Consider the following 23,429-nt stretch of genomic DNA (forward strand, 5'->3'; position numbering starts at 1 on the left):
GATTGCTCCTGTAGCGGAACCGAAAAGGTTCCTGGCTACCGACACTACACCCGTGCACCTAATGGCTTCCGGGGAGGCTGATCTTTGGGGGAAGCGGGAGATGAGAGCGGCTGACGGGAATCGAACCCGCGTATCAAGCTTGGGAAGCTAGCGCTCTACCATTGAGCTACAGCCGCAGTGCCGCCACTCGCGCGGGGCAGAACTTAGCTTAGCGCAGATCCCCGGGCTCCCCGTCAACGCGGCAGGCGGCGGGTTCCGTGTCCCGGCACGCATGGCGTCATCCAGTAACTCTTCAATAACGTCGGTGCTGCCGGCTAGGTTTGGCCGTTGAGCGCTGGCTAACCTGATCCGGGTAGCGGCCGCGTTGGGGGAGGCAGCTATTGCGGCAGCCGACGTCAACCACAGGAAATATCTTCATGGCAATCGCAGAATACGAGGTCCTCATAGAGCGCGACGCCATGGCCGTCTACCAGTACCTCCTTGACGCCACCAATCTCCCCGCCTGGCGGAACGATGTCCGCAGCGTCAAGCTCGTGCACGGGCCGGCCGAAGCCGCCGGTGCCGCCTACCGCAAAATGGTGGCGGGGCGCTCCGGCCTGAGCATCCCCGCGGACCTGGAAATCACCAATGTCCGGCCCGGTGCAGAAATCGAGTTCCACGTTGTTTCCGGGCCTGCCACCCGCTGGGGCGGTTACTACCTGAGCACCGAGGACGCGGGGACGCGAGTCCGGTTCGCCATGGAAGCGAAACGCGAGGGCCGCTTCGGTTTCCTCAGCAGGCTGGGGTTCCTCAACGGAATGCTGCAGCGCCGCCTCAGCGCAGACGTGGCCCAACTGGACCGGCTGAAGCACGTGCTGGAACTTCAACCGGTCATCTGAGCCCCTGCCGGCGTTCCCGGCCTACTGGGCCAGCCGCTGTCCGGTCCATGGGCCGGCAATGGCCGACGCCGAGGCCAGGCTTCCCCCAGTCAGGTCCCAGTACTGCACGGTGTCGTTGGCCCGGCGGAGCGCTATACCCGTGGAGTTCAGCCCAGTGACACTGCGCAGCGCCTTGATTCCGGTGACATCCGTCCAGCCGGTGGCGACGGTAGGCCGCGCCTCCGCACGGAGGGCGGTGGTGCCCCACCCGCGGTAGAGCTGTACGCTTCCGTCGCCCTTCAGTCCCAGCAGGTCCTGGAAGCCGTCGGCGTCGTAGTCCACCATGGCGAGGCGGGAAGCGTAGACGCCGGTGGCAACGGTGGAACGCTCCGCGATATCGCCGGTGCCTTTGTTGCCGTAGAGGAACAGGTTCCCGGCGCCGTCCAGGGCCAGGATCTGGGGCATCCGGTTGTTGGCGCACCAGCCTCCAACCGCCAGGGTCAGCGTGTTCCATCCGCCTCTGCCGAGAGTGACGGCGGCCTGGAACCCGCCGCCGGAGTTGCCCCGGTGCAACGTCAGGTCACCGCCGGTCCACTGGGTCAGGACGTCATATGTGCCGTCACGGTCCCAGTCGGTGACGAAGACTTCCTTGGCTCCGCTGAAGCCTGAACCGATCACCTTGGCTGCGGCATAGGTGCGGGGCCCGGTGGATGCCCTGTCCAGCAGTTGCCCGGCGGAGTCAACCGACACGAGGTCTGCCGGGCCGGTGATCGCCGCGGCGGCGAGGTTAAGGGTGGGCGGCATGTGCTTGACGGGGGCGTCGCACAGGCTTGGCGGCGGTGCCGGGAAGGCACCGCTGGATCCTGCGCCGCCCGGGGAATCGAGAGTGCCCGCCGGCAGCGTGGTGTAGCCGAAGAAGTTCACCACGCCCCAGATCTGGTAGGTGGAGTTGGTGTAGGAGATTCCGGCGCCCATCACGTTGAAACGCGGGTCCAGGAGCATGGCGTTGTGGCCCGGCGATCCCTTCCACCATTCCACCAGCTGGGCAGCATCGCGGTCGGTACGGATGGCGATGACCTCGCCCGCACCGTTATTGGGGCTGAGGGCGCGGGGATCGGTCCAGAAGCTTGCCCGGTGCTCGATTACCTCGCGGCTGGCGATGTTGTCCGACCATTCCTGCGACAAGCCGGCCACCGTGGGGTGGTACTTGACCTTGTTCAGTCCGTTGGCCACCCGGTACTCGTTGATCCTGTTGAACACGGTAAGGACGGCCGCTGCGTTGGAGTCCGGGACCAGTGCCTCCGTGGAGGGAAGCGCGGTGGCGGATTCCGGGGCCGCCAGCCTGGTGGCGGGAGGGGAAGCCAGCTCCTGGTCCGGCGCCCACAGCGGGGGGAGCGCAACTGTTTGGGGGGCCGGCTCCGCCGACGCGACGGAGGGTGCCGGAGCCGGTGCCGTTTCCGTGGCGGTCGTGGGCCCAGCAGTGGAAGGTGAAGCTGTGCCGGCGGTTGCAGTGGGCGCGGAAGTTGCGGTGGGCGCGGCGATGACATTCGGCAGGGGTGAAGCGACCCGGATGTCCGGGTCCACGGCGGGGGTAAGGCTCCCGGCGGTGCCGTCACTCTGGGCGGATGTCCCGGCGTCGTGCACGACGGGAGCGGCCAGGGAGATGCCCGCTGCTCCTGCCTGACCCAACTGCAGCGGCGTGGGGGGCACCGCAACTGATGAAGAGACCAGTGCCCACGCGCAGAGAACGCCAATAAAAGAAGGCGCCACAAATTTATTCACAAACATCCCCAGCTCTGTTACGCCTCCGGGAGACCATTCCGGCGGCTATCATTCGCAACATTAGCCCCACAAGGCCACAGCAACAACGGGGAAATGTGGCTGTGGATAACCGATACGGTAATTTGGGACGGTGCTGATCTCTGACCGCGACATTCGTGCCGAAATTGATTCCCAGCGGATCGTGCTGGAACCATTTGATCCCGCGATGGTCCAGCCGTCGTCCGTCGATGTCCGGATCGACAAATTCTTCCGGTTGTTCGACAACCACAAGTACGCACACATCGACCCGGCGCAGGAGCAGCCTGAGCTGACGCGGCTGGTGGAAGTGGAGCAGGACGAAGCCTTCATCCTGCATCCGGGGGAGTTCGTCCTGGGTTCCACCTATGAAACCGTGACGCTGCCCGATGACATCGCGGCCCGCCTGGAAGGCAAGTCATCCCTGGGCCGCCTGGGCCTGCTGACGCACTCCACCGCCGGCTTCATCGACCCCGGCTTTTCGGGCCACGTCACCCTCGAGTTGTCCAACATGGCCACGTTGCCGATCAAACTGTGGCCGGGCATGAAGATCGGCCAGCTCTGCTTCTTCCGGCTGAGCTCGGCCGCGGAGTACCCCTACGGCCAGGGCGAGTACGGCAACCGGTACCAGGGCCAGCGCGGTCCTACCGCCAGCCGCAGCCACCTGAACTTCCACCGCACCAGCATTTAGCCAGAGCAGTAAACGGCTGCACCGGCATAGGCCAGTGCCGGGGGTGTGCTTGGAGCCGCCGGTGTGCCTAGAGCTGTGGGGCGACGGCCGGCCTGCGGAGGAACGGCCTGGCCAGCGCTTCCACGTAGCGCGCGGCCAGCGGGCCCAGTACTGCCATCAGCAGCACATACGCTGTGGCCAACGCCGCGAGCTCATGCGGGACCACTCCCGAAGCAACGGCCAGGCCGGCGATCACGATGGAGAATTCGCCGCGGGCCACGAGCGCGGCGCCGGCACGGAACCGGCCGGGCCGTGCAATGCCGGCGCGCTTGGCGGCCCAGATCCCGGTGGCCATTTTGGTGGCCGTGGTGGCTGCCGCCAGGACCAGGGCCCAGCCGAGGACCGGGGGAATGGATGAGGGGTCGGTGTTGAGCCCGAACGCCACGAAGAAGATGGCAGCGAAGAGATCCCGCAGCGGCTCAAGGATCCGGGTGGCGTTGTGGGCCGTGGCACCCGAGATGGCGATGCCCAGCATGAAGGCCCCCACCGCGGCTGAAACCTGCATGGCTGACGCGGCCCCCGCCACCAGCAGGGCGGCCCCGAGGACGTTGAGCAGGAAGACCTCGGAGTTCTCGCTGTGCACGGCCTTGGAGACGTGGTGTCCGTGCCGCAGCGCCACCATGAGCACCAGGCTGACCACGGCCAAGGCGATTCCCACCGTGGTGAGCCCGCCCAGGAAGCTCACTCCCGCGAGCGTGGCCGTGAGGATGGGCAGGTAGACGGCCATTGCCAGGTCCTCGAAGACCAGGATGGACAGCACCACCGGGGTCTCGCGGTTACCAAGCCGCCCGAGGTCGGTAATGACCTTGGCGGCGATGCCCGACGAGGAAATATACGTGACGCCGCCCATGACCATGGCTCCCACGCCGCCCCAGCCCAGGAGAAGGGCAAGCCCGGCTCCGGGCAGGAAGTTCAGGACCAGGTCCAGGACACCGGCCTGCCAGGACCGGCGCAGGCCGGTAAAAAGCTCGGACGCAGTATATTCCAGTCCGAGCATAAGCAGCAGGAGGATGACGCCAATCTCGCCGGAGAGATGTGCGAACTCGTGCATGCCTTCAAGCTTGACGATCCCGCCCGCGCCAAAAGCCAGCCCGCCCAGCAGGTAGAGCGGGATGGGGGACATTCCGATCCGTCCGGCCAGCCTGGCCAGCAGGCCCAGGCAGAACACAACGGCCCCCAGTTCAATGAGGGTCAGGGCCAACGGGTCCATACGAACTAACCGTGGCGCAGGATATCGGCCGCTGAGTCGAGGCCTTCCTGGGTGCCAACCGCCACCAGCAGGTCACCGGGGTGCAGCACGACGTCGGGCCCGGGCGACGGCAGCACCTCGCCCTCGCGCATGATGGCCACGATGGATACGCCGCACCGGGTGCGGATGCACGCCTTGCCCATGGGCTGGTTCTGGAACGGGGAATCCGCGGCGATGGAGAACTGCCGGGTGACGATGCCCGGAACGTCCTTGTGTTCCTCCGTGAGCTTCATGGCCAGGTGCGTGCCACCCAGGAGGTTGCCCAGGGTGGCGGCTTCATCGCTGGTGAGCGGAATGGAAGCCTGGCAGGTATCGGGATCGTCCCAAGTGGAAACGATCAGTTCCGTCTGGCCTTCCCGCCGCTCGACGACGCCGATGCGGCGTCCGGAAGCGGTCATGAAATCCTTCCTGCGGCCCAGGCCTGGAAGGTTGGTTTCGTCCACGTTCATACGTCCAGCCTAGTCTGCCTGGCAACCCTTGGCCCGGCCCTGGCAGAGGACCCGAGGGTGTTTTCAGCTGACGGGGACTACCGCGATGGATGCCTTCTCCGGGGACTTCACGGGCAGCAGCACCAGGAGCCCGGCCAGAAGGACCACCATGATGCCCAGGATGCCCCACCGCTGGGCTTCGCCGGCGGGCACCAGCGGAGTTGCCACCGTGATGCAGAGCGTGAACAGGGCCGGCGCCAGGAAGCTGACGGCGCGGCCCGTGGTGGCATAAAGGCCGAACAGTTCGCCGGATTCGCCATGCGGCGCGAGCCGGGCCAGGTAGGCTCGGGACGCGGACTGGGCGGGCCCGACGAACAGGCAGAGGAAGAGCCCGAACACCCAGAACGTGGTGCTGCCGGCCCATTGCATGCCGAAGAAGACATAGTCCCCGTTGCCCAGCGCCAGGATGGCCGTACCGGCGACCAGGAGCCCCACCAGGGAACCGGTGATGACGGCTTTCGGGCCCACCTTGTCATCCAGGAAACCGCCGATCACCGCACCCACGGCCGCCACCACGTTCCCGAAGATCGCGAAGAAGATGACTTGGGAGAGGGCAAAGCCAAAGGTGCCTGCGGCGATGATGCCGCCAAACGTGAAGACGGCGGCGAGGCCGTCACGGAACACGGCACTGGCCAGCAGGAAGTAGATGGTGTGCGGGCTGGTGGCGTAGATCGCCTTGATCCGCCGGAACAACAGTCCGTAGCTGGCGAAGAATCCGAGCCGGGCCGCCTGGGTGGACCGGGGCAGTTCGGGGACGGCAAACAGGACCGGGAGGGCGAAGACGAGGAACCACAGGGCAGAGAAGACGGCCACCAGCCGGATGTTCAGGCTGTCCTGGGTGGACGCGCCGAACCAGTCAAAGGCCGGCTGGACGAACAGCTGCAGGACGATCAGGAGGGCCACGATGCCGCCGAGGTAGCCTGCGCCCCAGCCGAAGCCACTGACTTTCCCGATGTTGTGCGGCGTGGAGACCTGGGCCAGCATGGCGTTGTAGTTGACGCCCGCGAATTCGAAGAACACGTTCCCCAGCGCGATCAGCGACACCCCGAGGAGCAGGAACTCCGGGCGCGGGAACACGAAGAAGCACAGGGCCGTAAGGATGGCGACGGCGGCCGAGTTCACTCCCAGCCAGAGTTTCCGCCGGCCGCCCGCATCAGAGCGCTGGCCGGTGACAGGCGCCAGCAACGCGATGGCAAACCCGGCAACAGCCAGTGCCGCGCCCAGCACCGCCGAGGCATTGTCCTCGCCGCCAAAAGCCTTGGACGTCAGATAAACAGTGAAGACGAACGTGGTCATCACGGCGTTGAAGGCCGCCGAACCCCAGTCCCAGGACGCCCAGGCCAGCACCCGGCCCTTGCTGGATTTCCCGGTCCCGGTTTCGAGTTCCGAGGCAGGCTGCATTGCTCCCGGAGCGCTGGCGCTGTTCATACGATGCATCGTATCCGCCTGTGGCGAACACCCCGGGGACGACGGGCCCTTGATGGCGGGGATTCCGTCTGCCCTGGAGCCGCGGAAGAGGAAGGGTACCGCAGGGCCCTTGGTAAACTGAACCCTCCCGGACCTTACTTTTTGCCGCCTGCTCCAACTTTTGACAATCGAATTCCTGACGTTGCGGAGAATACAGTGATCACAGTCCTTGCCGTGCACTTTTCGGTGGCTGTCATCGCGCCCTTCCTCTTCAGGCTGTGGGGCCGCAACGCCTTCTACGCGCTGGCCGCTGTTCCGGCGGTTTCCTTCGGCTGGCTGTTGTTCCAGCACAACCCCATCTACTCAGGGCCCGGGGCCGTCACGGAAGCCTTCGACTGGATCCCCAGCCTCCACCTGGAATTCGCCTTCCGCATGGACGCGCTGGCGTGGATGATGTCCCTGCTGGTGCTCGGCGTCGGCGCCCTGGTGCTGGTCTACTGCGCCCGGTACTTCAAAAGGGAAGACCAGGACCTGGGCGGGTTCGGCGCCCAGCTGCTGGCCTTCGCCGGGGCCATGTTCGGGCTGGTGGTGGCGGATGACCTGCTGCTGCTGTTCATCTTCTGGGAACTGACCACCATCCTGTCCTACCTGCTGATCGGCTTTGCCCGGACCAGGCTGGCGGCCCGCCGTTCCGCCCTCCAGGCGCTGATGGTGACCACCGCCGGCGGCCTGGCCATGCTGGTGGGCCTGATCATGCTGGGCTACACCGCCGGCACGTACCGTATCTCCGGCATCCTGGAACAGGCCCCCGCGCTGGTTTCCGGGACGTCCGCCGGCGTGGTGGGCGCCGCCGTCGTCCTCATCCTGGTGGGTGCCATCACCAAGTCCGCGCTGGTCCCGTTCCATTTCTGGCTGCCCGGCGCCATGGCCGCGCCCACCCCTGTCAGCGCGTACCTGCATGCTGCGGCGATGGTGAAGGCAGGCATTTACCTGGTGGCGCGGCTCGCCCCGGGGTTCTCGGAGACGGCGTACTGGCAGCCCGTGGTCCTGGGGCTGGGCCTGGCCACCATGCTGGTGGGCGGCTACCGGGCCCTGCGGCAGACCGACATCAAGCTGATCCTGGCGTACGGCACCGTCAGCCAGCTGGGCTTCCTCACCATGGTGGTGGGCCTGGGCACGCCCGACGCCGCGTTGGCGGGCCTGGCCATGCTGCTGGCGCACGGCCTGTTCAAGGCCACGCTCTTCCTGGTGGTGGGCATCATCGACCACCAGTCCGGGACCCGCGACGTGCGCAAACTGTCCGGCGTCTTCCGTTCCTCCCGTGCACTGGGCATCGTGGCCGGCATCGGCGCCGCCTCCATGGCGGGCGTTCCGCTGCTGGGCGGCTTCGTCGCCAAGGAATCCGTGCTGGAAGCGTTCGTCCACCATGCTGCGGACCCGCACTCCGGACCGTGGGGCATGGTGGTCCTGGCCGGGCTGGTGGTGGGGTCAGTCCTCACCTTCGCTTACAGCGCGCGTTTCATGTGGGGCGCGTTCGCGGCCAAACCTGGCGTGGCCCCCACCCCTTTCAAAGCGATCACGCCCTCCTTCCTCGCCGCGCCTGCGGTCCTCAGCGTCCTGACCATCGCCTACGGACTTTGGCCGGTGCCGGTGGACGCCTGGATCCAGCCGTACGCGGCGTTGTTCGCTTCCACAGCGCCCGACGCCGGCACTCCTGCCGAGCAGGCGGGCCACCTTGCGTTGTGGCACGGGTTGACCCCGGCCCTTGGGCTGACGGCGGTCACCTTCGTGCTGGGCGCGGCGATGTACTTTGGCCGCAACGCGGTGGCCCGTGTCCAGTCCCTGGTTCCGGCCTGGGTGGACGGCGACCGCGGTTACCAGCTGACCATCGGCGCCCTGGACGACGTGGCGGTGTGGATCACCGGCCGGACCCAGCGCGGCTCACTGTATTTCTACCTTGCGGTGATCCTCAGCGTGGCGTTCGTGCTGCCGCTGACGGCCATCCTCCTGGGCGGCAATGCCCTGCCGCGGGACGTCTACCTGGTGGACCCGAACTCCCCGCTCCAGCTCGTGGCGGGGGTGGGCATCGTGATCGGCGCCCTGGCCGCCGTCAAGGCCAACAAACGCTTCCTTGCCGTGCTGATGGTGTCCGTGACCGGCTACGGCATCGCGCTGGTGTTCGCCCTGCAGGGCGCGCCGGACCTGGCCCTGACCCAGATGCTGGTGGAAACCATCATCCTGGTGGCGTTCGTCCTGGCCATGCGCAGCCTGCCGCCCGAACTGCGGGACCGCACGGGCGGCAAATACCGCGTGGTGCGCGTCATCATCGGCCTGGGATTCGGCGTGACCATGGTGTTCGCGGCGATCTTTGCGATGGGCGCACGGACCGCACTTCCAGTATCGCTACAGTTCCCGCAGCTTGCCTACGAGGGCGGCGGCGGTCTGAATGTGGTCAACGTGACCCTGGTGGACATCCGCGCCTGGGACACCTTCGGTGAGATCAGCGTGCTGGCGCTCGCCGCCACCGGCGTGGCCAGCCTGATCTTCATCCGCGGCCGCGGCGACCGCCTCCAGACCTCCGCGTCCGTTGCCGAAGGCACGGTGGGCCGGCACCACGGCGTGGACCCGGGCTCCCGCGACGGCGCGGCCCTGGCCATCAGCCGTAAGTTCGCTGCCGCTGCCCGCGATCCCTGGATCGTGGCCGGCCGGACGCTCGCACCCGAACGGCGCTCCATCATCTTCGAAGTGGTCACCCGCCTGATCTTCCACTCGATGATCATCTTCTCGCTCTACCTGCTGCTGGCCGGGCACAACCTGCCCGGCGGCGGTTTCGCCGGTGGCCTCACCGCCGGGCTGGCGCTGACCATCCGCTACCTGGCAGGGGGACGGTTCGAGCTGCGGGAGGCCGCGCCGCTGAGCGCCGGCGCGCTGCTGGGCACCGGCCTGGCCCTGGCCGCCGTGTCCGGCGTGGTGCCCCTGCTGCTGGGCGGCCAGGTGTTCCAGTCCGCCATCATCCAGGTGTGGCTGCCCGTCTTCGGCGACATCAAGTTCGTCACTTCCACCATCTTCGACATTGGCGTGTACATCGTGGTGGTGGGCCTGGTGCTTGACGTGCTCCGCAGCCTGGGCGCCGAGATCGATGAGCACATGGAGGAGCGGTCCGCGGCTGCCGCACAGCAGGACGAGCCGGAGGAGGACCGTCCCGGGCAGCCGGAAGTGGAGGCTGAACGGGACCTTGAGCCGCCGCTGGAACCGGACACCGTTCCCGCCGAGACCACCGCAAAGGGCCACGCATGAGCGTCAACCTGACCCTGCTGATCGTCATGGGCGCCCTCTATGCCTGCGGCATCTACCTGATTCTGGAGCGCAGCCTCACCCGGGTGCTGCTGGGGCTGATGCTCCTGGCCAACGCCACCAACCTCCTGATCCTGGCCACCGGGGGATACGCGGGCCTGGCGCCGCTGTTCGCCAAGGACACGCCGGCCCAGGACTACAACGATCCGCTCCCGCAGGCCCTGATCCTGACCTCCATCGTCATTTCCTTCGCCGTCACGGCGTTCATGCTCGGCATCATCTACCGCACCTGGGTCCTGGCGCGGCAGGACGACATCCAGGACGACCTGGAAGACCGCCGTGTGGCCGCGACCCCCAGCTTCGATGCCGAGGACGACGCCGAGGTTCCGGCGGAAACCTCGGAGTTCCCGCTCACCATGCTGGGATCGGACGGCCGGGACGTCTCAAACCACCAAGCGTCCGGCAGGGATAGGGGCCCGGAAACAAGCCAGCCGGTGGCCACCGTCGTGGCCGGTGGCCGGGAGATGCCCGCCGAACATGCCGCCGCGGAGGAACAGCCCGGCTCACTCAACATCGACCCCAGCCCGGAAGGAGGCGGAAAGTGAACATCGCAAGCTTTGCCCCGCTCGCCGTCGTACTTCCCATCCTGGGCGCTGCCCTGACCTTCCTGCTGATCCGGCATACCCGGGCCCAGCGCGCGGTGAGCATCGCCCTGCTCTCGCTGACCCTGGGGCTCGAATGCCTCCTGCTGGCGTCCGCGTGGAACGGCGGGACGGCGGCAGTGACCATCGGCGGCTGGCTGCCGCCGTGGGGCATCGTGATGGTGGTGGACCAGTTCTCCTCGCTGATGCTGGTGGTGTCCTCCGCGATTAGCCTGGCCGTGCTGGTGTACGCCACCGGGCAGGGCATGGCCGACGGCGACCACGACGCCCCGGTCTCGATCTTCCACCCCACATACCTGATCCTGGTGGCCGGGGTGTCCAACGCGTTCCTGTCCGGGGACCTGTTCAACCTTTACGTCGGCTTCGAGATCCTGCTGACCGCGAGCTACGTACTGATGACCCTGGGCGGCACCGGGCCGCGCATCCGCGCGGGCGTCACCTACGTGGTGGTGTCCGTCGTGTCCTCGGTGCTGTTCCTGATCTCCATCGCCATGGTTTACGGGGCCACCGGAACGGTCAATATGGCGGACCTGGCCATCAAGCTTGGCGACCTGGACCAGGGCACCAAGACCCTGCTGCACGTCATGCTGCTGGTGGCGTTCGGCATCAAGGCAGCCGTCTTCCCGCTCTCCTTCTGGCTCCCTGACTCGTACCCCACGGCGCCGGCGCCCGTCACGGCCGTGTTCGCGGGCTTGCTCACCAAGGTGGGCGTGTACGCGATGGTCCGGACCGAAACCCTGCTGTTCCCGGGGGACACCCTGAATACGCCTTTGATGGTGGCCGCGCTGCTGACCATGGTGGTGGGCATCCTTGGCGCCCTGGCCCAAAGCGACATCAAGCGGCTCCTGTCCTTCACCCTGGTCAGCCACATCGGCTACATGGTGTTCGGGCTGGCCATGTCCTCCGCTGCCGGGCTGGCCGCGGCGGTGTTCTACGTGGCCCACCACATCACCATCCAGACCAGCCTCTTCCTGGTCACGGGCCTGATCGAGCGGCGCGGCGGCAGCTCCTCTGTGGACCGGCTGGGCGGGCTGGCCAAACTGTCGCCCCTGCTGGCGCTGCTCTTCTTCGTTCCCGGCATGAACCTGGCCGGCATCCCGCCCTTCTCCGGGTTCCTGGGCAAGGTGGGGCTGATGCAGGCGGGCATCGAGCTGGGCACGCCGCTGGCCTACGCGCTGGTGATCGGCGGGGTTGTTACCAGCCTCCTGACGCTGCTGGCCATCGCCAGGGTGTGGAACCGTGCGTTCTGGCGCAGGCCGACCGACGCCGAACATCCGGACCCGGTGCTGCTTGCCGCTCCTGCGGCGAGGCTTTCCGGGCCCGGAGCCAAAGCCAACAACACCGTGACGCTCCTGCCGCGCACCATGGTGGGCTCCACCCTGGGCCTGGTGGTGCTCGGCGTTGCCCTGACCGTCTTTGCCGGTCCGCTGTTCGGGCTTTCGGACCGGGCCGCCAGGGACATGCTGGACCGGGCCCCGTATATCCAGGCGGTCCTGGGCAGTGATGTTCCCATCCCGGCCACACCTGCCGTGGGAGGAGTGCGATGAGCCGCAAACGCATTTCCCTGCGCCAGGAGCTGCCCCTCCTGGTCTGGCTGGTGATTGTCTGGGGTGCCCTGTGGCAGGATTTCAGTGCCGCAAACCTCCTGTTCGGTGCGCTGCTGGCAGTGGGCGTGGCCCGGCTCTTCTACCTTCCCCCGGTGGAGCTCAGCGGCCGCTTCAACATCCTGTACGCCGTGCCCTTTGCGCTGGCCTTCGTGGGCAAGGTGGTGGTGGCCAGCGCCCAGGTCCTGTACCTGGCCACCGTCCGCGGCCCCAAGGTGACCAACGCCGTCGTCGCGGTGAAGCTGCGCAGCCACCAGGACCTGATCGTCACCGCCACCGGCCACGTAATCTCCCTGATCCCGGGGTCCCTGGTGGTGGAGGTGGACCGCTCCACATCCACCCTTTACCTGCACGCGCTCAACATCACCTCCAAGCAGGACGTGGAGGGCCTGCGGAACGAAGTGCGGTCCATCGAAGCCGGCCTGATCCGCATCATGGGCAGTCCTGAGGAACTCGAAGCTGTCCGAATGGAGGCCGCCGCATGATGCACGTTGTCCTGGCTGTTACAGCCGTCATCTTCTCGCTTGCTGCGGCAGGCGCCATCATGCGGATCTCCCGCGGACCGTCGTTGCTGGACCGGGTGCTGGCGGCCGATGTGCTGCTGGCCATCCTGGCCGGAGCCCTGTGCATCGACATGGCCGTGAACCGGCACCTGAACAACCTCATGCTGGTGGTGGCCATTTCCATCATCGGTTTCATCGGATCCGTGACCGTGGCCCGTTTTGTGGCGGACCGAAGGGTGAAGCCTGATGAATCCTGACCTGTCCGGTCCCGACGGCTGGATCGACGCCGTCTCAGCGGTGTTCATGGTGGTGGGGGCACTTATGTCCCTGGGCGCGGCCATTGGGCTGCTCCGCTTCCCTGACCTGCTGAGCCGCATGCACGCGGCCACCAAACCGCAGGTCCTGGGCCTGTTCCTGCTGCTGGCGGCCATTGGGCTGCAGATGCGGACGTGGTGGGTATGGCCGGTCCTGGCGGTGGCCTGGATCTTCCAGCTGCTCACCGTGCCGGTGTCCGCGCACATGGTGGGCCGCGCCGGGTACCGCACCAAGCACCTGCACCGGGAACTGCTCACGGCTGACGAGCTGGAGGCCGTGGTGCAAAAAGCCGCCGCCGAGGCTGCCCGGAAGGACAGCCCCGACGGCGGCGGGTAGCGCTTGGAGCTAGACGATGTCCTGCGACTTGGCGAACCGGGTGATGGCGCGCTGGGTGCCGCGGTTGGCCAGGACCTGGATGATGGCGCTCACCGACGCCGAGATCAGCGCGAAGGTCAACGCCGAACGCAGGCTGGTGGGGACGTCCTCGTTCTTGCCGGTGGGGGCCTTTTGCCCGGTGGTCTTTTCCCAGATGGTGTTGACGAGCTTGGTACCGACCAGGCCTGCACCCAGGCTCACCCCGGTCCCGAGCAGCTTGATGAAAAGGTTCATTCCTATTACTCCTTGCGGGCGGAAAACGGACTGCCTCCAGCCTAGCCGTACCCCCGTGCCGGTCCGGGCAAGGGCGTGGCGTGCTGCAGGCAGCTTGTTGGACTGACAGCTTGGCGGATTAAGCGGTTGTTGGACTAACCGGTGGGCGGCTCCGTGCGGAACTTGATCATCTTGTGCGTGCCGTCGCAGTAAGGCTTGATGGCCGAGGCCCCGCAGCGGCACAGGGCAACGGTCTTGCGGTCGCGGGGCACGGCGTCCCCGGACGGGGTGACGATCTCAAACTCGCCCCTGATAATCAGTGGCCCGTCCGGGCACACCACGATGGAGCTGGCTGCTTCCTGGTCCATGTGGGCTCCTGTTCCTTGCTGTCCGGGGTTCATTCCTGCACCGCTTTCATCGTCGCTTCCTGGTTGCCGGGCGCCCGGCGGAGCTTCCTGGCGTGGCGCTGCCGGAGTTCTGCCTCCGAATGCGCCGCCGTCCTGATCCTGCTGCCCGCGTAGGGGATCCCGCCCGCCAGCCTGAAGGCGGCCGCCAGCCAGACGCAGACGGCCCGCTCCAGTGCCCACAGCGGCGCAAACCAGGCTGCCGAGGCGGGAAAGACGGCGGTCCCGTTGTGCCGGCGTCGTCCAACTTCCGCGCAGGTGACGGCCGCCGCGGCAAGCGCCAGGAGGGCGGTCCGCCTTGTCCGGGCCGGAAAAAATGTGGCGCCGATGGTGGCCGGGAGCAGGGCAAGTTCGGCGGTAAGCCGTGGCGGCTGGGCAAAATCGTCGTAGGCCTGCCGTATACGTTGTCGCAGGAAGTGCCGGGTGGTTGGCGGCCGGCGGGCCACGAACAGGCCGGGCAGGATCCGTTCGCTGCCGCCGGCGGCCCTGATGGTGCGGATGAGCTCCAGGTTTTCGAACAGGACACCGTCATAGCCGCCGGTGGCCTGAAGGGCGCTGCGGCGGACGCCCAGCGTTCCGGGGTAGTCAGTGGACCAGGCGCGGTTGAGCAGCGTCCTGGCCGTGTCCCACCGGGCGTGCCACGGGCGGGGGTCGAAGTAGTTCTGCGGACGCACCAGATGGGCCGATCCGAGGTGATGCACGACGGCGGCGAGGGCCTCGCGCGTGTAGCGGACGTCGTCGTCGGCTATGACAAGGAACTCCGCGCCGGAGGCGCGCACGCCGGTCATGACCCCGGCCACCTTTCCGTTGTGGAGGCCGCCCCCGGGGCCCCGGTGGTCCGGGGACTGGTCAGGGTAACCGTCTGGGTCCGGGCGGAGGTGACGCACCGCCGCGGGGAACGCCACGCGGTGGCGTTCGAAGAAGTCGGGGGCGGAGCCGTCCACCACCGTCACCGGGATCCAGTCCGCGAGGCGCCGGAGGTAGTCCGACAGATCAGCCAGGCCGGAATCCTCATTCCAGCGCAGGGGAAGGATGTACTCCGCCCCGGCCAAGCAGGCGTGCCCGCCCTTGGACACTGTTAGGGCGGGCCGTCATGCTGCCGCCGGCACGGCCGCCCGCAGCGATGATGTCCCGGCTTCCCACGAGGACAGGAGGTGGGCGGAGAGCCGGCTGTCGATGGCCATGACGGCCGTCGCGCCAAACAGGACGTCCGCCAGGAGTTCCGGCTCGGCTTCGACGAGGCCGCCGGCGAGGTCACGGCCGGCGATCTGCTCGTGCACGGCGTCGGCCTCCACATGTTCGTCAAAGTAGTGCGTGACGTCCGCGCCGAACCCGTGCCGGCGAAATCCGTTGCCGTAGAACCGGTTGGGCTGGGAGGAGGTCATTTCGTAGATTGCCAGGTGGCCGGTGATGGCACCGCGGAGCCGCCGGTTCAGTCCGCAGAGGGACATGAGGTTTACCGATGCGAGGGAGACTGCGGGGACGGCATCAACGTAGGCGCCGTAGCTGTCGTCGAGGCCCAGGCCACGCATGGTCCGTGCGAACAGCGCGCTGTGCATCCGCTCGGGGCGGCCGCCGCCGTATTCGTCCGTCTGGATTTCCACGAGTGCGGCTTTGGGCCGTCCACTGAGGCGCGGGATGGCCCATGTGTGGGGATCGGCTTCCTTCAGCTGGTACACGGATTTGTGGACCAGGAATTCCTTGAGCTGCCCCAGGTCTGCCTTCCTGGCCACGTACCGGGAGACGCTGGGGCCGGTGTCCTTGCCGGCGAGGCCGAACAGGACATCGGCTACCTGGTCGCTGGTCATGGCACCGCCGGCGGGCAGTTCGAGGTCCCCGGCGGCCTGCTGTGCGGCGGCGCGAAGGTCCGCCTCAAACGGTTCCTCGAGCAGCCGCCGGACCCTGATCAGCCCCGGCTCCCACTCCCAGTGGTCGGAGACGCCGTCCAGCCCCGAGTAATGGAGCTCGTAGAGGCAGAAGAGGGCCAACTGGATGTCCTCGTCGCCAATGATGTCAGCGGTGGCAGCCACCTGCCGTGCGGCCAGGCGGTACAGGGCGTCCAGTTCTGTCCCGGCGGAGTCCGGAGCCTGCGCCAGGACCGTGAACAGGGCGCTGCTGAGGGGGCCTCTGGTTTCCGGGATTCTCATGGTGCTCCTTGGTCTGCCGCGCTGGTGACGGGAACGAACGCGGGACCGCCCATGGTGAGTTCCATGCCCTGTCCTCCTCGAAACCCGGGGGACAATATAGTAAGCATGATTACTAATAAAAGCTAAGCAGGCTTTGTATATAGGGGTTTTGCTGGGTCCCCCCGTACCCAGCTGCGGACAGTGTTCAGCCAGGCAGTGGTCAGTCAGACAGGGCCGACCCCAGTATGTCGCGCAGCGCCTCCACCACCAGGTCATGGTCCTGCAGCTGCGGCAATCCGGAGACGGTGACCGTGGCCACGGCACCCACGCCGGTGACGTAGATGGGAAATGAGCCGCCGTGGGCTGCATACCGGGACTGGTCGAACCAGGCGTTGTCCTCGATCCTGCCCCCGCCCAGCCGGCCCCGCAGTCCCACCAAAAGTGACGGCACCTCGTACCGGGCGGCAGTGCTCTGCTTGGCCCGGATCCAGTGCCCGTTGTCAGGAGTGGCGCCGGGAAGCGCGACGTGGAACAGTACCTGCTCGCCCTTAGTGATATCGATGGCGATGGGAAGCGACCGCTCCTTGCCCAGTTCCACCAGAAGCAGCCCAAGGTTCAGTGCGTCATCCGGCGAAAAGCCGGGGAAGTGGAGCTCCCGGACCTCCGCCTCGACCCGGGCAACCAGGGCCTCGAGCGACCCCTCGGGCTGGGCGTCGGGGGAATCGGGATCGAACCCGGTCACATCCGGTGGAATGGCGCTCATGGCCTTCAATCTACCCCCGCCCGGTGTAAACTTGACCACGCCCGGAAGGGCAATCAAAAGCCTTACCCAACAAAAAGCAACACTACAAACGACAGGGGAGCGCCGCCGTCGGGCATCCTGGCATCCGCCGGGCACCGCAGGTGGGCGCTGAGAGTGCGGACAGCCGCAGACCCTCGAACCTGATCCGGTTAGTACCGGCGCAAGGGAGTCGAGTTCTCGAAGTGTCGCGGCTGCACGGCAACGGGCCGTCAGCCGGGTCCACTTTCCCCTCCTGTTTCCCAGGAGGATTCCAATGAGCACTGCAGCAATCAAGAAGACCACCAGTAAGTCCTGGCGCGTCGTGGACATCGTCGTCGCCGCGCTGGTGGCCATCGCCGGCGGCGTTATTTTCTGGGCGTGGTCGCAAGGGGCGGCGGCAGTATCCGTGCCGATGAACGCCGCCTACCCGCCCCTGACCGGCATCATTGCCGGCGGATGGATGATCCCGGGCGTGCTGGGCATGCTGATCATCCGCAAGCCGGGCGCCGCACTGTTCTGCGAGACCGTGGCCGCCACCGGGGAACTGCTCATGGGCTCCCAGTACGGCGCCTCGGTCCTCTTCTCCGGCTTCGTCCAGGGCCTGGGCGCGGAAATCATCTTTGCCATCTTCGTCTACCGCAAGTTCAACCTGCCCGTGTCCCTGCTGGCAGGTGCGGCAGCAGGTCTCTTCTGCGGCCTGAATGACTCCTTTGCGCCGTGGGGCTGGAACATCGCGTACTCCGGCGGCGACAAGCTGGCCTATATCGTCTTCTGCATGATTTCCGGAGCAGTCATTGCCGGCGCCCTGTCCTGGGTGGCCACCCGCGGCCTGGCGCGGACGGGAGTCCTGAGCTCCTTCGCCTCGCGCAAGGCTGCCACGGAGCCTGTCTTCTCCTGATGGCAATGGCCCAGGCCACGGCGGTCCGCCCTGCCGCTGTCACCGCCCGCGGGTGGGGATGGCGGCACGCCGGCAGGGCAAAGCCCGCCGTCCACGCCCTTGACCTGGACATCAGCCCGGGGGAGCGGGTGCTCCTGCTCGGCCCCTCGGGCGCCGGCAAGTCCACCCTCCTTCATGCGCTGGCAGGGGTGCTGGGGGACATCAACGACGACGGCGGCGAGGCAGGGGACGCCGACGAGTCAGGTTCGCTCCTGGTTGACGGCGCCGTGCCCCGGACCCAGCGCGGGTGCGCCGGGCTCATGCAGCAGGACCCCGAGACGCAGGTGGTCCTGTCGCGGTTGGGGGACGACGCCGCCTTCGGTGCCGAGAACCTTGCGGTGCCGCGGGAGGAAATCTGGGCGCGGGTGCACGAGGCGCTTGCCGACGTCGGACTGTCCCACCTCCCGCTGGACCACCCGACGTCGGCCCTGTCCGGCGGGCAAAAGCAGCGCCTGGCGCTGGCCGGCATCCTGGCCATGCGCCCGGGCCTGATCCTGCTGGATGAGCCGACCGCCAACCTGGATCCCGCCGGCGTGCTGGAGGTCCGCGACGCCGTGGCGCGCTGCCTAAACAAGACAGGGGCCACCCTGGTGGTGGTGGAGCACCGGGTTTCGGTGTGGAAGGACCTGGTGGACCGGATCGTGGTCCTGCAGCCGGGTTCCGGCACCAATCCTGCCGTGCTCCTGGATGGCCCGCCGGACCGGGTGCTCACGGAGGCCCGTGCCATGCTCGCCGCAGCCGGTGTGTGGGTGCCCGGCTACGTGCCGGCAACCCGCGCCCGCGCCGTTGTCCCGGCGCCCGGCACGGGGAACCTGCTGCTGGCCGCCGAACAGCTGGGTGTCTCCCGCGAACGTCCCCGCCGCCAAGGCTTCCGGAAGATTCCGCCGGTACCGGTCCAGGAAGGCCTGTCCGCGCAGGTCCGCGCCGGGCAGGCCCTCGCCGTCACAGGCCCCAACGGTGCCGGCAAGTCCACTTTCGCGCTCACCCTGGCCGGGCTGCTGGAGCCGGTCTCCGGAAAGGTGTCCGCCACCCTGGACCTCAGCCGCGGGGCGGGCATCGACCCATACCGCTGGAAGGCCGACCAGTTGATTTCGCGCGTGGGGACGGTGTTCCAGGAGCCGGAGCACCAGTTCGTGACCGGCAAGGTATTGGATGAGCTGCTGTTCGGCCCCCGGCACCTGGGCCACGGCGAGGACCGGGTGGACGAACTGCTGGAGCGGCTGCGGCTCACCCACCTGGTGGACGCGAACCCCTATACGCTCTCCGGCGGCGAGAAGCGGCGGCTGTCCGTAGCCACCGTCCTTGCCGCCAGCCCGCAGGTGCTGGTCCTGGACGAGCCCACGTTCGGGCAGGACGCCAACACGTGGGCCGAGCTGGCCTCGTTCCTGTCCGAACTCCTGGACGCCGGCACCGCGGTGGTCTCCGTGACCCATGACGCCGAATTCACGGAAGCATTGGGCGGGACCGAACTGCGAATGGCTGCGGCGGAAGCGGTGGCACCATGAGGCAGCAACTCACCCTGACCGGCAACCATGCCCTCCTGGCCCGCGCCAACCCACTGAGTAAGTTCGCGGCCGTCCTGCTCATCACCGCGGTCCTGGCGCTGTCCATCGACTGGGTGTCGGCATCCGTGGCCCTGGTTTTCGAGCTGCTGCTGTTTCCACTGGCCGGGCTCACCCTGTCCCTGCTGTGGCAGCGCGGGTGGCCGCTGATCATCGCCGCCGCCGTGGGCGGCTGGAGCACGTCCATCCTTGCGCCGGACAGCGGCAGGACCCTGCTCGACGCCGGCATCTGGACCATGAGCGAAGGATCCCTGCAGCTGGGCGTCGGCTTCATGCTGCGCGGCTTTGCCATCGCCCTTCCGGCGGTGCTCCTGATGAGCTGCACGGATCCCACCGACCTTGCCGACGCGCTGGCGCAGAAGGCCCGCCTGCCGCACCGGTTCGTCCTGGGAACGCTCGCCGCGATGCGCCTTGTGGGGCTGATGGCCGAGGAGTGGCAGACCATCGGGATGGCGCGCCGTGCACGCGGCGTGGGTTCGCGCGGAAGCCTGGGCCAGCGGGTCAAAGCGACCCTGGGGCAGAGCTTCGGGCTTTTGGTGCAGGCAGTCCGCCGCGCGTCGCGGCTCGCCGTGACCATGGAAGCCCGGGGTTTCGGCGGTGGCCAACGGACCTGGGCACGCGAATCCACGTTCAGCACGCTGGATCTTGGGGTAGTGGCCGGTGGGGTGCTCGTGGCCGGACTTGCCCTTTTTGCAGCACTGGCTGCCGGAACATGGAACATGGTGTGGCTGGGCAGCTGAGGTTGGCGGTGACCCTGCTGGTGATTTGTATCGCATCCAGCGGGTACAGGCTTTCCAGCGATGCGGCTCGTGGCGCGACAGCAGCCAGAATAACTCATTTATGATATATTTTTGGTTATGACGCAGGAAACCGCTGAGCACGTTGCCGCCATGTTGAGGGACGCCCGCACCGAGAAGGGCTGGACCCAGGGCCAGCTGGCCGCCGAACTCGGCACCAGCCAAAGCGCCGTCGCCCGGATGGAACAGGGCAAGCAGAACCTGAGCCTGAAGATGATCCAGAGGCTGGAAACCATCTTCGACCGCAGCATCGTCAACGTGGGCAAACCGCAGATGACGCACCTCCGCGTGGAGGGCGGCCGCACCCTGTCCGGCGCCGTGGACGTCAACAGCAGCAAGAACGCCGGCGTCGCCCTGCTGTGCGCCAGCCTGATCAACCGCGGCACCACCGTGCTTCGCCGGCTGGCCCGGATCGAGGAAGTCAACCGCATCGTCGAAGTGCTGACCAGCATCGGCGTGGAATGTACCTGGCTCAACGACACGGACCTGCGCCTGCGCCGTCCCGCCGTCCTGGACCTGGATGCGATGGACGTCGACGCGGCCCGCAGGACCCGCAGCGTCATCATGCTGCTGGGTCCACTCCTGGATGAGTCGCGGGAGTACCGGTTGCCCTACGCCGGCGGCTGCGACCTTGGCACCCGCACCGTGGAGCCGCACATGCAGGCACTGCGCCAGTTCGGCCTGTCGGTGGAGGCCACCTCAGGTTTCTACACCGTTCAGGCGCCCCCTGCCGATACCCGCGACCGCTCCTTCGTCCTCACTGAACGCGGGGACACCGTCACTGAGAACGCCATCATGGCTGCGGCGCACCGGCCCGGTACCACCGTGATCCGCAATGCGAGCCCCAACTACATGGTTCAGGACCTGTGCTTCTATCTGCAGATGCTCGGCGTCACCATCGAGGGCGTGGGCACCACCACCTTGAAGATCACCGGCCGGCCCGAAATTGATGCCGAGATTGAATACTTCCCTTCGGAGGATCCCATCGAGGCCATGAGCCTCATCACCGCCGGCATCGTCACCAACTCCGAGGTCACGGTGCGCCGGGTGCCCATCGAATTCATGGAGATCGAGTTGGCCACCCTGGGCCAAATGGGCCAGGAACTGGAAATCTCCGGTGAGTACATGGCCCGCAACGGCCGTACCCGGCTGGTGGATGTCACCACCAAACCCTCCACGCTGCGTGCCCCCGAGGACAAGATCCACCCCATGCCGTTCCCCGGGCTGAACATCGACAACCTGCCGTTCTTTGCGGTCATCGCGGCGAACGCCCATGGCCAGACCATGATCCACGACTGGGTGTACGAGAACCGGGCGATCTACCTGACGGAGCTGAACCGGCTTGGGGCGCAGGTGCAGCTCCTGGATCCGCACCGGATCTACGTCAATGGGCCCACCAAGTGGCGCGCCGCCGAGGTGGGCTGCCCGCCTGCGCTGCGTCCGGCCGCCTGCCTGCTGCTGGCCATGCTTGCCGCGCGGGGAGTATCCGAGCTGCGGAACATCTACGTGATCGAGCGTGGGTACGAGGACCTGGCCGAGCGACTGAACACCATCGGCGCCAAGGTGGAGTACTTCCAGGACTAGCATTCACGGTTCGTCATGAACCGCTGGTGCCCTGTGAATGCGGGGCAAGTATCGCAGAATGTTGGTATGCGTACTTTTGGCGTGGAGGAAGAACTCCTGATCGTTGATCCGGAGTCGGGGGAGCCCCTTGCCCTGGCCGACGCCCTCCTGGCCAACCACCACGTTGCAGCTGATGATCTTCCCGTCGACGCGGAGGTCCACCACACGGGAAGGGAGGCGGATTACGACGACGAGATGGGCTTGAGTGCCGAGCTGAAGCTTGAGCAGATCGAGACGCAGACCCGGCCCTGCCTGGAGTACGGGAGCCTGCTCGAACAGATCCGCGCGGGCCGCTCTCTGGCTGATCAGTCCGCCAGGAGACACGGCGCCCGGGTGGCGGCACTCGCCACGTCGCCGATGGCGTCCACCACCCACACCACCCCGGACCCGCGCTACGCCAGGATGCTGGAACGCTTTGGCCTCACCGCCCAGGAACAGTTGACCTGCGGCTTCCACGTCCACACGTTCATCGAATCGCCTGAAGAGGGCGTGGCGGTCCTGGACCGGATCCGGGACAAGCTGGCAGTACTGACGGCCCTAAGCGCCAATTCGCCCTTCTGGAACGGCGTTCCCACCGGGTTCGAAAGCTACCGCACGCAGGCCTGGAACCGGTGGCCTACCGCGGGGCCCGCCGGTATTTACGGCACATACGCTGCCTACCGGCGGGTGGTCACCCGGCTGCTGGACAGCGGCGTCATGCTCGATGAGGGCATGCTGTATTTCGATGCCCGGCTTTCCCGCAACCACCCCACGGTGGAGGTCCGGGTGGCGGATGTGTGCCTTCGTGCGGAGGACGCTGCGCTCATTGCCGTGCTGGTCCGGGCGCTGGTGGAATCCGCCAGCAGGGAATGGCGGGACGGCGTGGAGCCTGCGCCTGTTCCCACTGTCCTATTGCGGATGGCTTCCTGGCAGGCCAGCAGTGCCGGCCTCAGTGGTGAACTCCTTGATTTCGGCAATTTCCGCCCCGCGCCGGCCGCGGACGTGGTGCGCTCCCTGGTGGATTACCTGGCTCCCGTCCTGACCGAACAGGGCGAGCTGGCCCTGGCCCGCCAGGGCGTGGAGGACATCATCGCCCGCGGAACTGGAGCCGCTGAACAGCGCCGCGCCCGCGAAAAGGCCTTGGCGGGACCGCCCCCGGAGGACATGGGGTTCGGCGCCGTGGTCCGGCAGGCCGTCCACGTCACAATGCGCGATGCCCTGGATCTTGCAGATGTGGAGGCCACGCCTGAGTTGCTGCGCGTCCGCCAGTCCTGAAGGATAGCCGGCCCGATTTCCCCGAGCCTTGTCGAGCATTCCAGCCCGTGCTTAGGTGGGTTAACGGTGCCATGGGCTGCTCTTGTAGTTGGGGGATTGAATTGGTGGAAAACGCGAAGTCTATGCTGTATCGGCGCACCTTGTGGGCGGGAATCATCCTGGGTGCGGTGGGCCTGTTGATCCTGTTGTTTTCAAACACGTTTATGCAGACGATCGGAACCTATACGTTAAACGGTTCCAACGGCTTCTTCTTCGCCTTGACGCAAATCTATGTCCTGGCGGCCCAGGGTTGCCTGCCGTTCTCGGCGGCCCTGATTTCAGCGGCCCTGGTAATGCGCTATCTCGCCTTGGTTTCACTTCCTTCAGAGCAGCAGACGACGAAGCCGACACTTTAGGTTCTAGCCGGCTCATAGCCACACCGGCGAAATCTGTGGCACCTGCGGGGGCGGCG

23 protein-coding genes, 1 tRNA gene and 1 riboswitch are annotated in these 23,429 nt (G+C 67.0%); of the genes, 14 read left to right on the plus strand and 10 right to left on the minus strand.

Annotated elements, in window-relative coordinates:
* Positions 1-105: 105 nt before the first annotated feature.
* Positions 106-176, minus strand: a tRNA-Gly gene (locus ACR65K_RS10435).
* Positions 177-416: 240 nt separating this feature from the next.
* Here ACR65K_RS10435 and ACR65K_RS10440 point away from each other — a divergent pair.
* Positions 417-878 (plus strand): SRPBCC family protein, encoded by a 462-nt coding sequence (locus ACR65K_RS10440; RefSeq protein ID WP_440152684.1) that lies wholly within the window; start codon positions 417-419, stop codon positions 876-878.
* 21 nt (positions 879-899) lie between these two features.
* On the opposite strand, the gene ACR65K_RS10445 is transcribed toward ACR65K_RS10440, so the two are convergent.
* Complete coding sequence (locus ACR65K_RS10445) at positions 900-2,645, minus strand: CAP domain-containing protein (RefSeq protein ID WP_440152686.1); 1,746 nt, start codon at positions 2,643-2,645, stop codon at positions 900-902.
* Positions 2,646-2,769: 124 nt separating this feature from the next.
* On the opposite strand from ACR65K_RS10445, the gene dcd reads away from it, so the two are divergent.
* Positions 2,770-3,345, plus strand: a complete 576-nt coding sequence (gene dcd, locus ACR65K_RS10450; RefSeq protein WP_018769967.1) for a dCTP deaminase — start codon at positions 2,770-2,772, stop codon at positions 3,343-3,345.
* A gap of 67 nt (positions 3,346-3,412) precedes the next feature.
* Here dcd and ACR65K_RS10455 read toward each other — a convergent pair whose 3' ends face one another.
* The 3 genes from ACR65K_RS10455 to ACR65K_RS10465 all read right to left on the minus strand — a co-directional run bounded on the left by ACR65K_RS10455 (position 3,413) and on the right by ACR65K_RS10465 (position 6,549).
* A complete protein-coding gene (locus ACR65K_RS10455) occupies positions 3,413-4,594 on the minus strand; it encodes a cation:proton antiporter (protein ID WP_056331513.1) in 1,182 nt (393 codons plus the stop codon).
* A gap of 5 nt (positions 4,595-4,599) precedes the next feature.
* On the minus strand, positions 4,600-5,082 hold the full coding sequence (locus ACR65K_RS10460; RefSeq protein WP_056331515.1) for a cation:proton antiporter regulatory subunit: 483 nt from the start codon (positions 5,080-5,082) through the stop codon (positions 4,600-4,602).
* 63 nt (positions 5,083-5,145) lie between these two features.
* Positions 5,146-6,549 carry an MFS transporter gene (locus ACR65K_RS10465; protein ID WP_440152689.1) on the minus strand — a complete coding sequence of 468 codons (1,404 nt, stop codon included), beginning with the start codon at positions 6,547-6,549 and terminating at the stop codon, positions 5,146-5,148.
* Positions 6,550-6,744: 195 nt separating this feature from the next.
* Between ACR65K_RS10465 and ACR65K_RS10470 the strand changes: the two genes are divergently transcribed.
* The 6 genes from ACR65K_RS10470 to mnhG are packed head-to-tail and all read left to right on the plus strand — an operon-like array spanning position 6,745 to position 13,242.
* The gene (locus ACR65K_RS10470) at positions 6,745-9,825 is read left to right on the plus strand and encodes a Na+/H+ antiporter subunit A (RefSeq protein WP_440152691.1); all 3,081 of its coding nucleotides are present in this window, start codon (positions 6,745-6,747) and stop codon (positions 9,823-9,825) included.
* Entirely contained in the window at positions 9,822-10,427 is a 606-nt protein-coding gene (locus ACR65K_RS10475; RefSeq protein ID WP_440152692.1) for a Na(+)/H(+) antiporter subunit C, read from the plus strand. Before ACR65K_RS10470 ends, ACR65K_RS10475 begins: the two co-directional genes overlap by 4 nt.
* The gene (locus tag ACR65K_RS10480) at positions 10,424-12,031 is read left to right on the plus strand and encodes a Na+/H+ antiporter subunit D (protein WP_440152694.1); all 1,608 of its coding nucleotides are present in this window, start codon (positions 10,424-10,426) and stop codon (positions 12,029-12,031) included. The genes ACR65K_RS10475 and ACR65K_RS10480 overlap by 4 nt, the downstream gene beginning before the upstream one ends.
* On the plus strand, positions 12,028-12,573 hold the full coding sequence (locus tag ACR65K_RS10485; RefSeq protein ID WP_440152695.1) for a Na+/H+ antiporter subunit E: 546 nt from the start codon (positions 12,028-12,030) through the stop codon (positions 12,571-12,573). The genes ACR65K_RS10480 and ACR65K_RS10485 overlap by 4 nt, the downstream gene beginning before the upstream one ends.
* Positions 12,570-12,848 carry an MrpF/PhaF family protein gene (locus ACR65K_RS10490; protein WP_056331526.1) on the plus strand — a complete coding sequence of 93 codons (279 nt, stop codon included), beginning with the start codon at positions 12,570-12,572 and terminating at the stop codon, positions 12,846-12,848. Before ACR65K_RS10485 ends, ACR65K_RS10490 begins: the two co-directional genes overlap by 4 nt.
* Positions 12,838-13,242, plus strand: a complete 405-nt coding sequence (gene mnhG / locus ACR65K_RS10495; protein WP_142070467.1) for a monovalent cation/H(+) antiporter subunit G — start codon at positions 12,838-12,840, stop codon at positions 13,240-13,242. The genes ACR65K_RS10490 and mnhG overlap by 11 nt, the downstream gene beginning before the upstream one ends.
* Before the next feature lie 9 nt (positions 13,243-13,251).
* Here mnhG and ACR65K_RS10500 read toward each other — a convergent pair whose 3' ends face one another.
* The 5 genes from ACR65K_RS10500 to ACR65K_RS10520 all read right to left on the minus strand — a co-directional run bounded on the left by ACR65K_RS10500 (position 13,252) and on the right by ACR65K_RS10520 (position 16,787).
* Positions 13,252-13,515 carry a DUF4235 domain-containing protein gene (locus tag ACR65K_RS10500; RefSeq protein WP_056331531.1) on the minus strand — a complete coding sequence of 88 codons (264 nt, stop codon included), beginning with the start codon at positions 13,513-13,515 and terminating at the stop codon, positions 13,252-13,254.
* A gap of 134 nt (positions 13,516-13,649) precedes the next feature.
* Entirely contained in the window at positions 13,650-13,862 is a 213-nt protein-coding gene (locus tag ACR65K_RS10505) for a CDGSH iron-sulfur domain-containing protein (RefSeq protein WP_440152698.1), read from the minus strand.
* Between the two features lie 29 nt (positions 13,863-13,891).
* Complete coding sequence (locus ACR65K_RS10510; RefSeq protein ID WP_440152699.1) at positions 13,892-14,950, minus strand: glycosyltransferase family 2 protein; 1,059 nt, start codon at positions 14,948-14,950, stop codon at positions 13,892-13,894.
* 39 nt (positions 14,951-14,989) lie between these two features.
* Positions 14,990-16,045, minus strand: a complete 1,056-nt coding sequence (locus ACR65K_RS10515; protein WP_440152701.1) for an iron-containing redox enzyme family protein — start codon at positions 16,043-16,045, stop codon at positions 14,990-14,992.
* Positions 16,046-16,244: 199 nt separating this feature from the next.
* A complete protein-coding gene (locus tag ACR65K_RS10520; RefSeq protein ID WP_440152703.1) occupies positions 16,245-16,787 on the minus strand; it encodes a heme-degrading domain-containing protein in 543 nt (180 codons plus the stop codon).
* An 83-nt stretch (positions 16,788-16,870) separates the two neighbouring features.
* Positions 16,871-17,011: riboswitch (TPP riboswitch) on the plus strand.
* Positions 17,012-17,079: 68 nt separating this feature from the next.
* Between ACR65K_RS10520 and ACR65K_RS10525 the strand changes: the two genes are divergently transcribed.
* The 6 genes from ACR65K_RS10525 (at position 17,080) to ACR65K_RS10550 (ending at position 23,373) form a co-directional block, all read left to right on the plus strand.
* Complete coding sequence (locus ACR65K_RS10525; protein ID WP_142029339.1) at positions 17,080-17,703, plus strand: ECF transporter S component; 624 nt, start codon at positions 17,080-17,082, stop codon at positions 17,701-17,703.
* 5 nt (positions 17,704-17,708) lie between these two features.
* Positions 17,709-19,247, plus strand: coding sequence for an ABC transporter ATP-binding protein (locus tag ACR65K_RS10530; RefSeq protein WP_440152884.1), 1,539 nt, complete (start codon positions 17,709-17,711; stop codon positions 19,245-19,247).
* Positions 19,244-20,044, plus strand: coding sequence for an energy-coupling factor transporter transmembrane component T family protein (locus ACR65K_RS10535; RefSeq protein ID WP_440152705.1), 801 nt, complete (start codon positions 19,244-19,246; stop codon positions 20,042-20,044). Before ACR65K_RS10530 ends, ACR65K_RS10535 begins: the two co-directional genes overlap by 4 nt.
* 117 nt (positions 20,045-20,161) lie before the next feature.
* Positions 20,162-21,685, plus strand: coding sequence for a UDP-N-acetylglucosamine 1-carboxyvinyltransferase (locus ACR65K_RS10540; protein WP_440152706.1), 1,524 nt, complete (start codon positions 20,162-20,164; stop codon positions 21,683-21,685).
* A gap of 66 nt (positions 21,686-21,751) precedes the next feature.
* Complete coding sequence (locus ACR65K_RS10545) at positions 21,752-22,978, plus strand: glutamate--cysteine ligase 2 (protein WP_440152708.1); 1,227 nt, start codon at positions 21,752-21,754, stop codon at positions 22,976-22,978.
* A 104-nt stretch (positions 22,979-23,082) separates the two neighbouring features.
* The gene (locus ACR65K_RS10550; RefSeq protein ID WP_142118176.1) at positions 23,083-23,373 is read left to right on the plus strand and encodes a DUF3611 family protein; all 291 of its coding nucleotides are present in this window, start codon (positions 23,083-23,085) and stop codon (positions 23,371-23,373) included.
* Positions 23,374-23,429: the final 56 nt, after the last annotated feature.

It is taken from the genome of Arthrobacter sp. SAFR-179, assembly GCF_059414945.1.

Bases quoted from the DNA above. Each gene is read 5' to 3' on its own strand.
- ACR65K_RS10455 (WP_056331513.1), bottom strand. From the start codon at position 4,594: ATGGACCCGTTGGCCCTGACCCTCATTGAACTGGGGGCCGTTGTGTTC.
- ACR65K_RS10535 (WP_440152705.1), top strand. From the start codon at position 19,244: ATGAGGCAGCAACTCACCCTGACCGGCAACCATGCCCTCCTGGCCCGC.
- ACR65K_RS10485 (WP_440152695.1), top strand. From the start codon at position 12,028: ATGAGCCGCAAACGCATTTCCCTGCGCCAGGAGCTGCCCCTCCTGGTC.
- ACR65K_RS10525 (WP_142029339.1), top strand. From the start codon at position 17,080: ATGAGCACTGCAGCAATCAAGAAGACCACCAGTAAGTCCTGGCGCGTC.
- ACR65K_RS10500 (WP_056331531.1), bottom strand. From the start codon at position 13,515: ATGAACCTTTTCATCAAGCTGCTCGGGACCGGGGTGAGCCTGGGTGCA.
- ACR65K_RS10505 (WP_440152698.1), bottom strand. From the start codon at position 13,862: ATGGACCAGGAAGCAGCCAGCTCCATCGTGGTGTGCCCGGACGGGCCA.
- ACR65K_RS10520 (WP_440152703.1), bottom strand. From the start codon at position 16,787: ATGAGCGCCATTCCACCGGATGTGACCGGGTTCGATCCCGATTCCCCC.
- ACR65K_RS10460 (WP_056331515.1), bottom strand. From the start codon at position 5,082: ATGAACGTGGACGAAACCAACCTTCCAGGCCTGGGCCGCAGGAAGGAT.
- ACR65K_RS10445 (WP_440152686.1), bottom strand. From the start codon at position 2,645: ATGTTTGTGAATAAATTTGTGGCGCCTTCTTTTATTGGCGTTCTCTGC.
- ACR65K_RS10490 (WP_056331526.1), top strand. From the start codon at position 12,570: ATGATGCACGTTGTCCTGGCTGTTACAGCCGTCATCTTCTCGCTTGCT.
- ACR65K_RS10440 (WP_440152684.1), top strand. From the start codon at position 417: ATGGCAATCGCAGAATACGAGGTCCTCATAGAGCGCGACGCCATGGCC.
- ACR65K_RS10545 (WP_440152708.1), top strand. From the start codon at position 21,752: ATGCGTACTTTTGGCGTGGAGGAAGAACTCCTGATCGTTGATCCGGAG.
- ACR65K_RS10465 (WP_440152689.1), bottom strand. From the start codon at position 6,549: ATGAACAGCGCCAGCGCTCCGGGAGCAATGCAGCCTGCCTCGGAACTC.
- mnhG (WP_142070467.1), top strand. From the start codon at position 12,838: ATGAATCCTGACCTGTCCGGTCCCGACGGCTGGATCGACGCCGTCTCA.
- ACR65K_RS10540 (WP_440152706.1), top strand. From the start codon at position 20,162: ATGACGCAGGAAACCGCTGAGCACGTTGCCGCCATGTTGAGGGACGCC.
- ACR65K_RS10530 (WP_440152884.1), top strand. From the start codon at position 17,709: ATGGCCCAGGCCACGGCGGTCCGCCCTGCCGCTGTCACCGCCCGCGGG.
- ACR65K_RS10515 (WP_440152701.1), bottom strand. From the start codon at position 16,045: ATGAGAATCCCGGAAACCAGAGGCCCCCTCAGCAGCGCCCTGTTCACG.
- ACR65K_RS10475 (WP_440152692.1), top strand. From the start codon at position 9,822: ATGAGCGTCAACCTGACCCTGCTGATCGTCATGGGCGCCCTCTATGCC.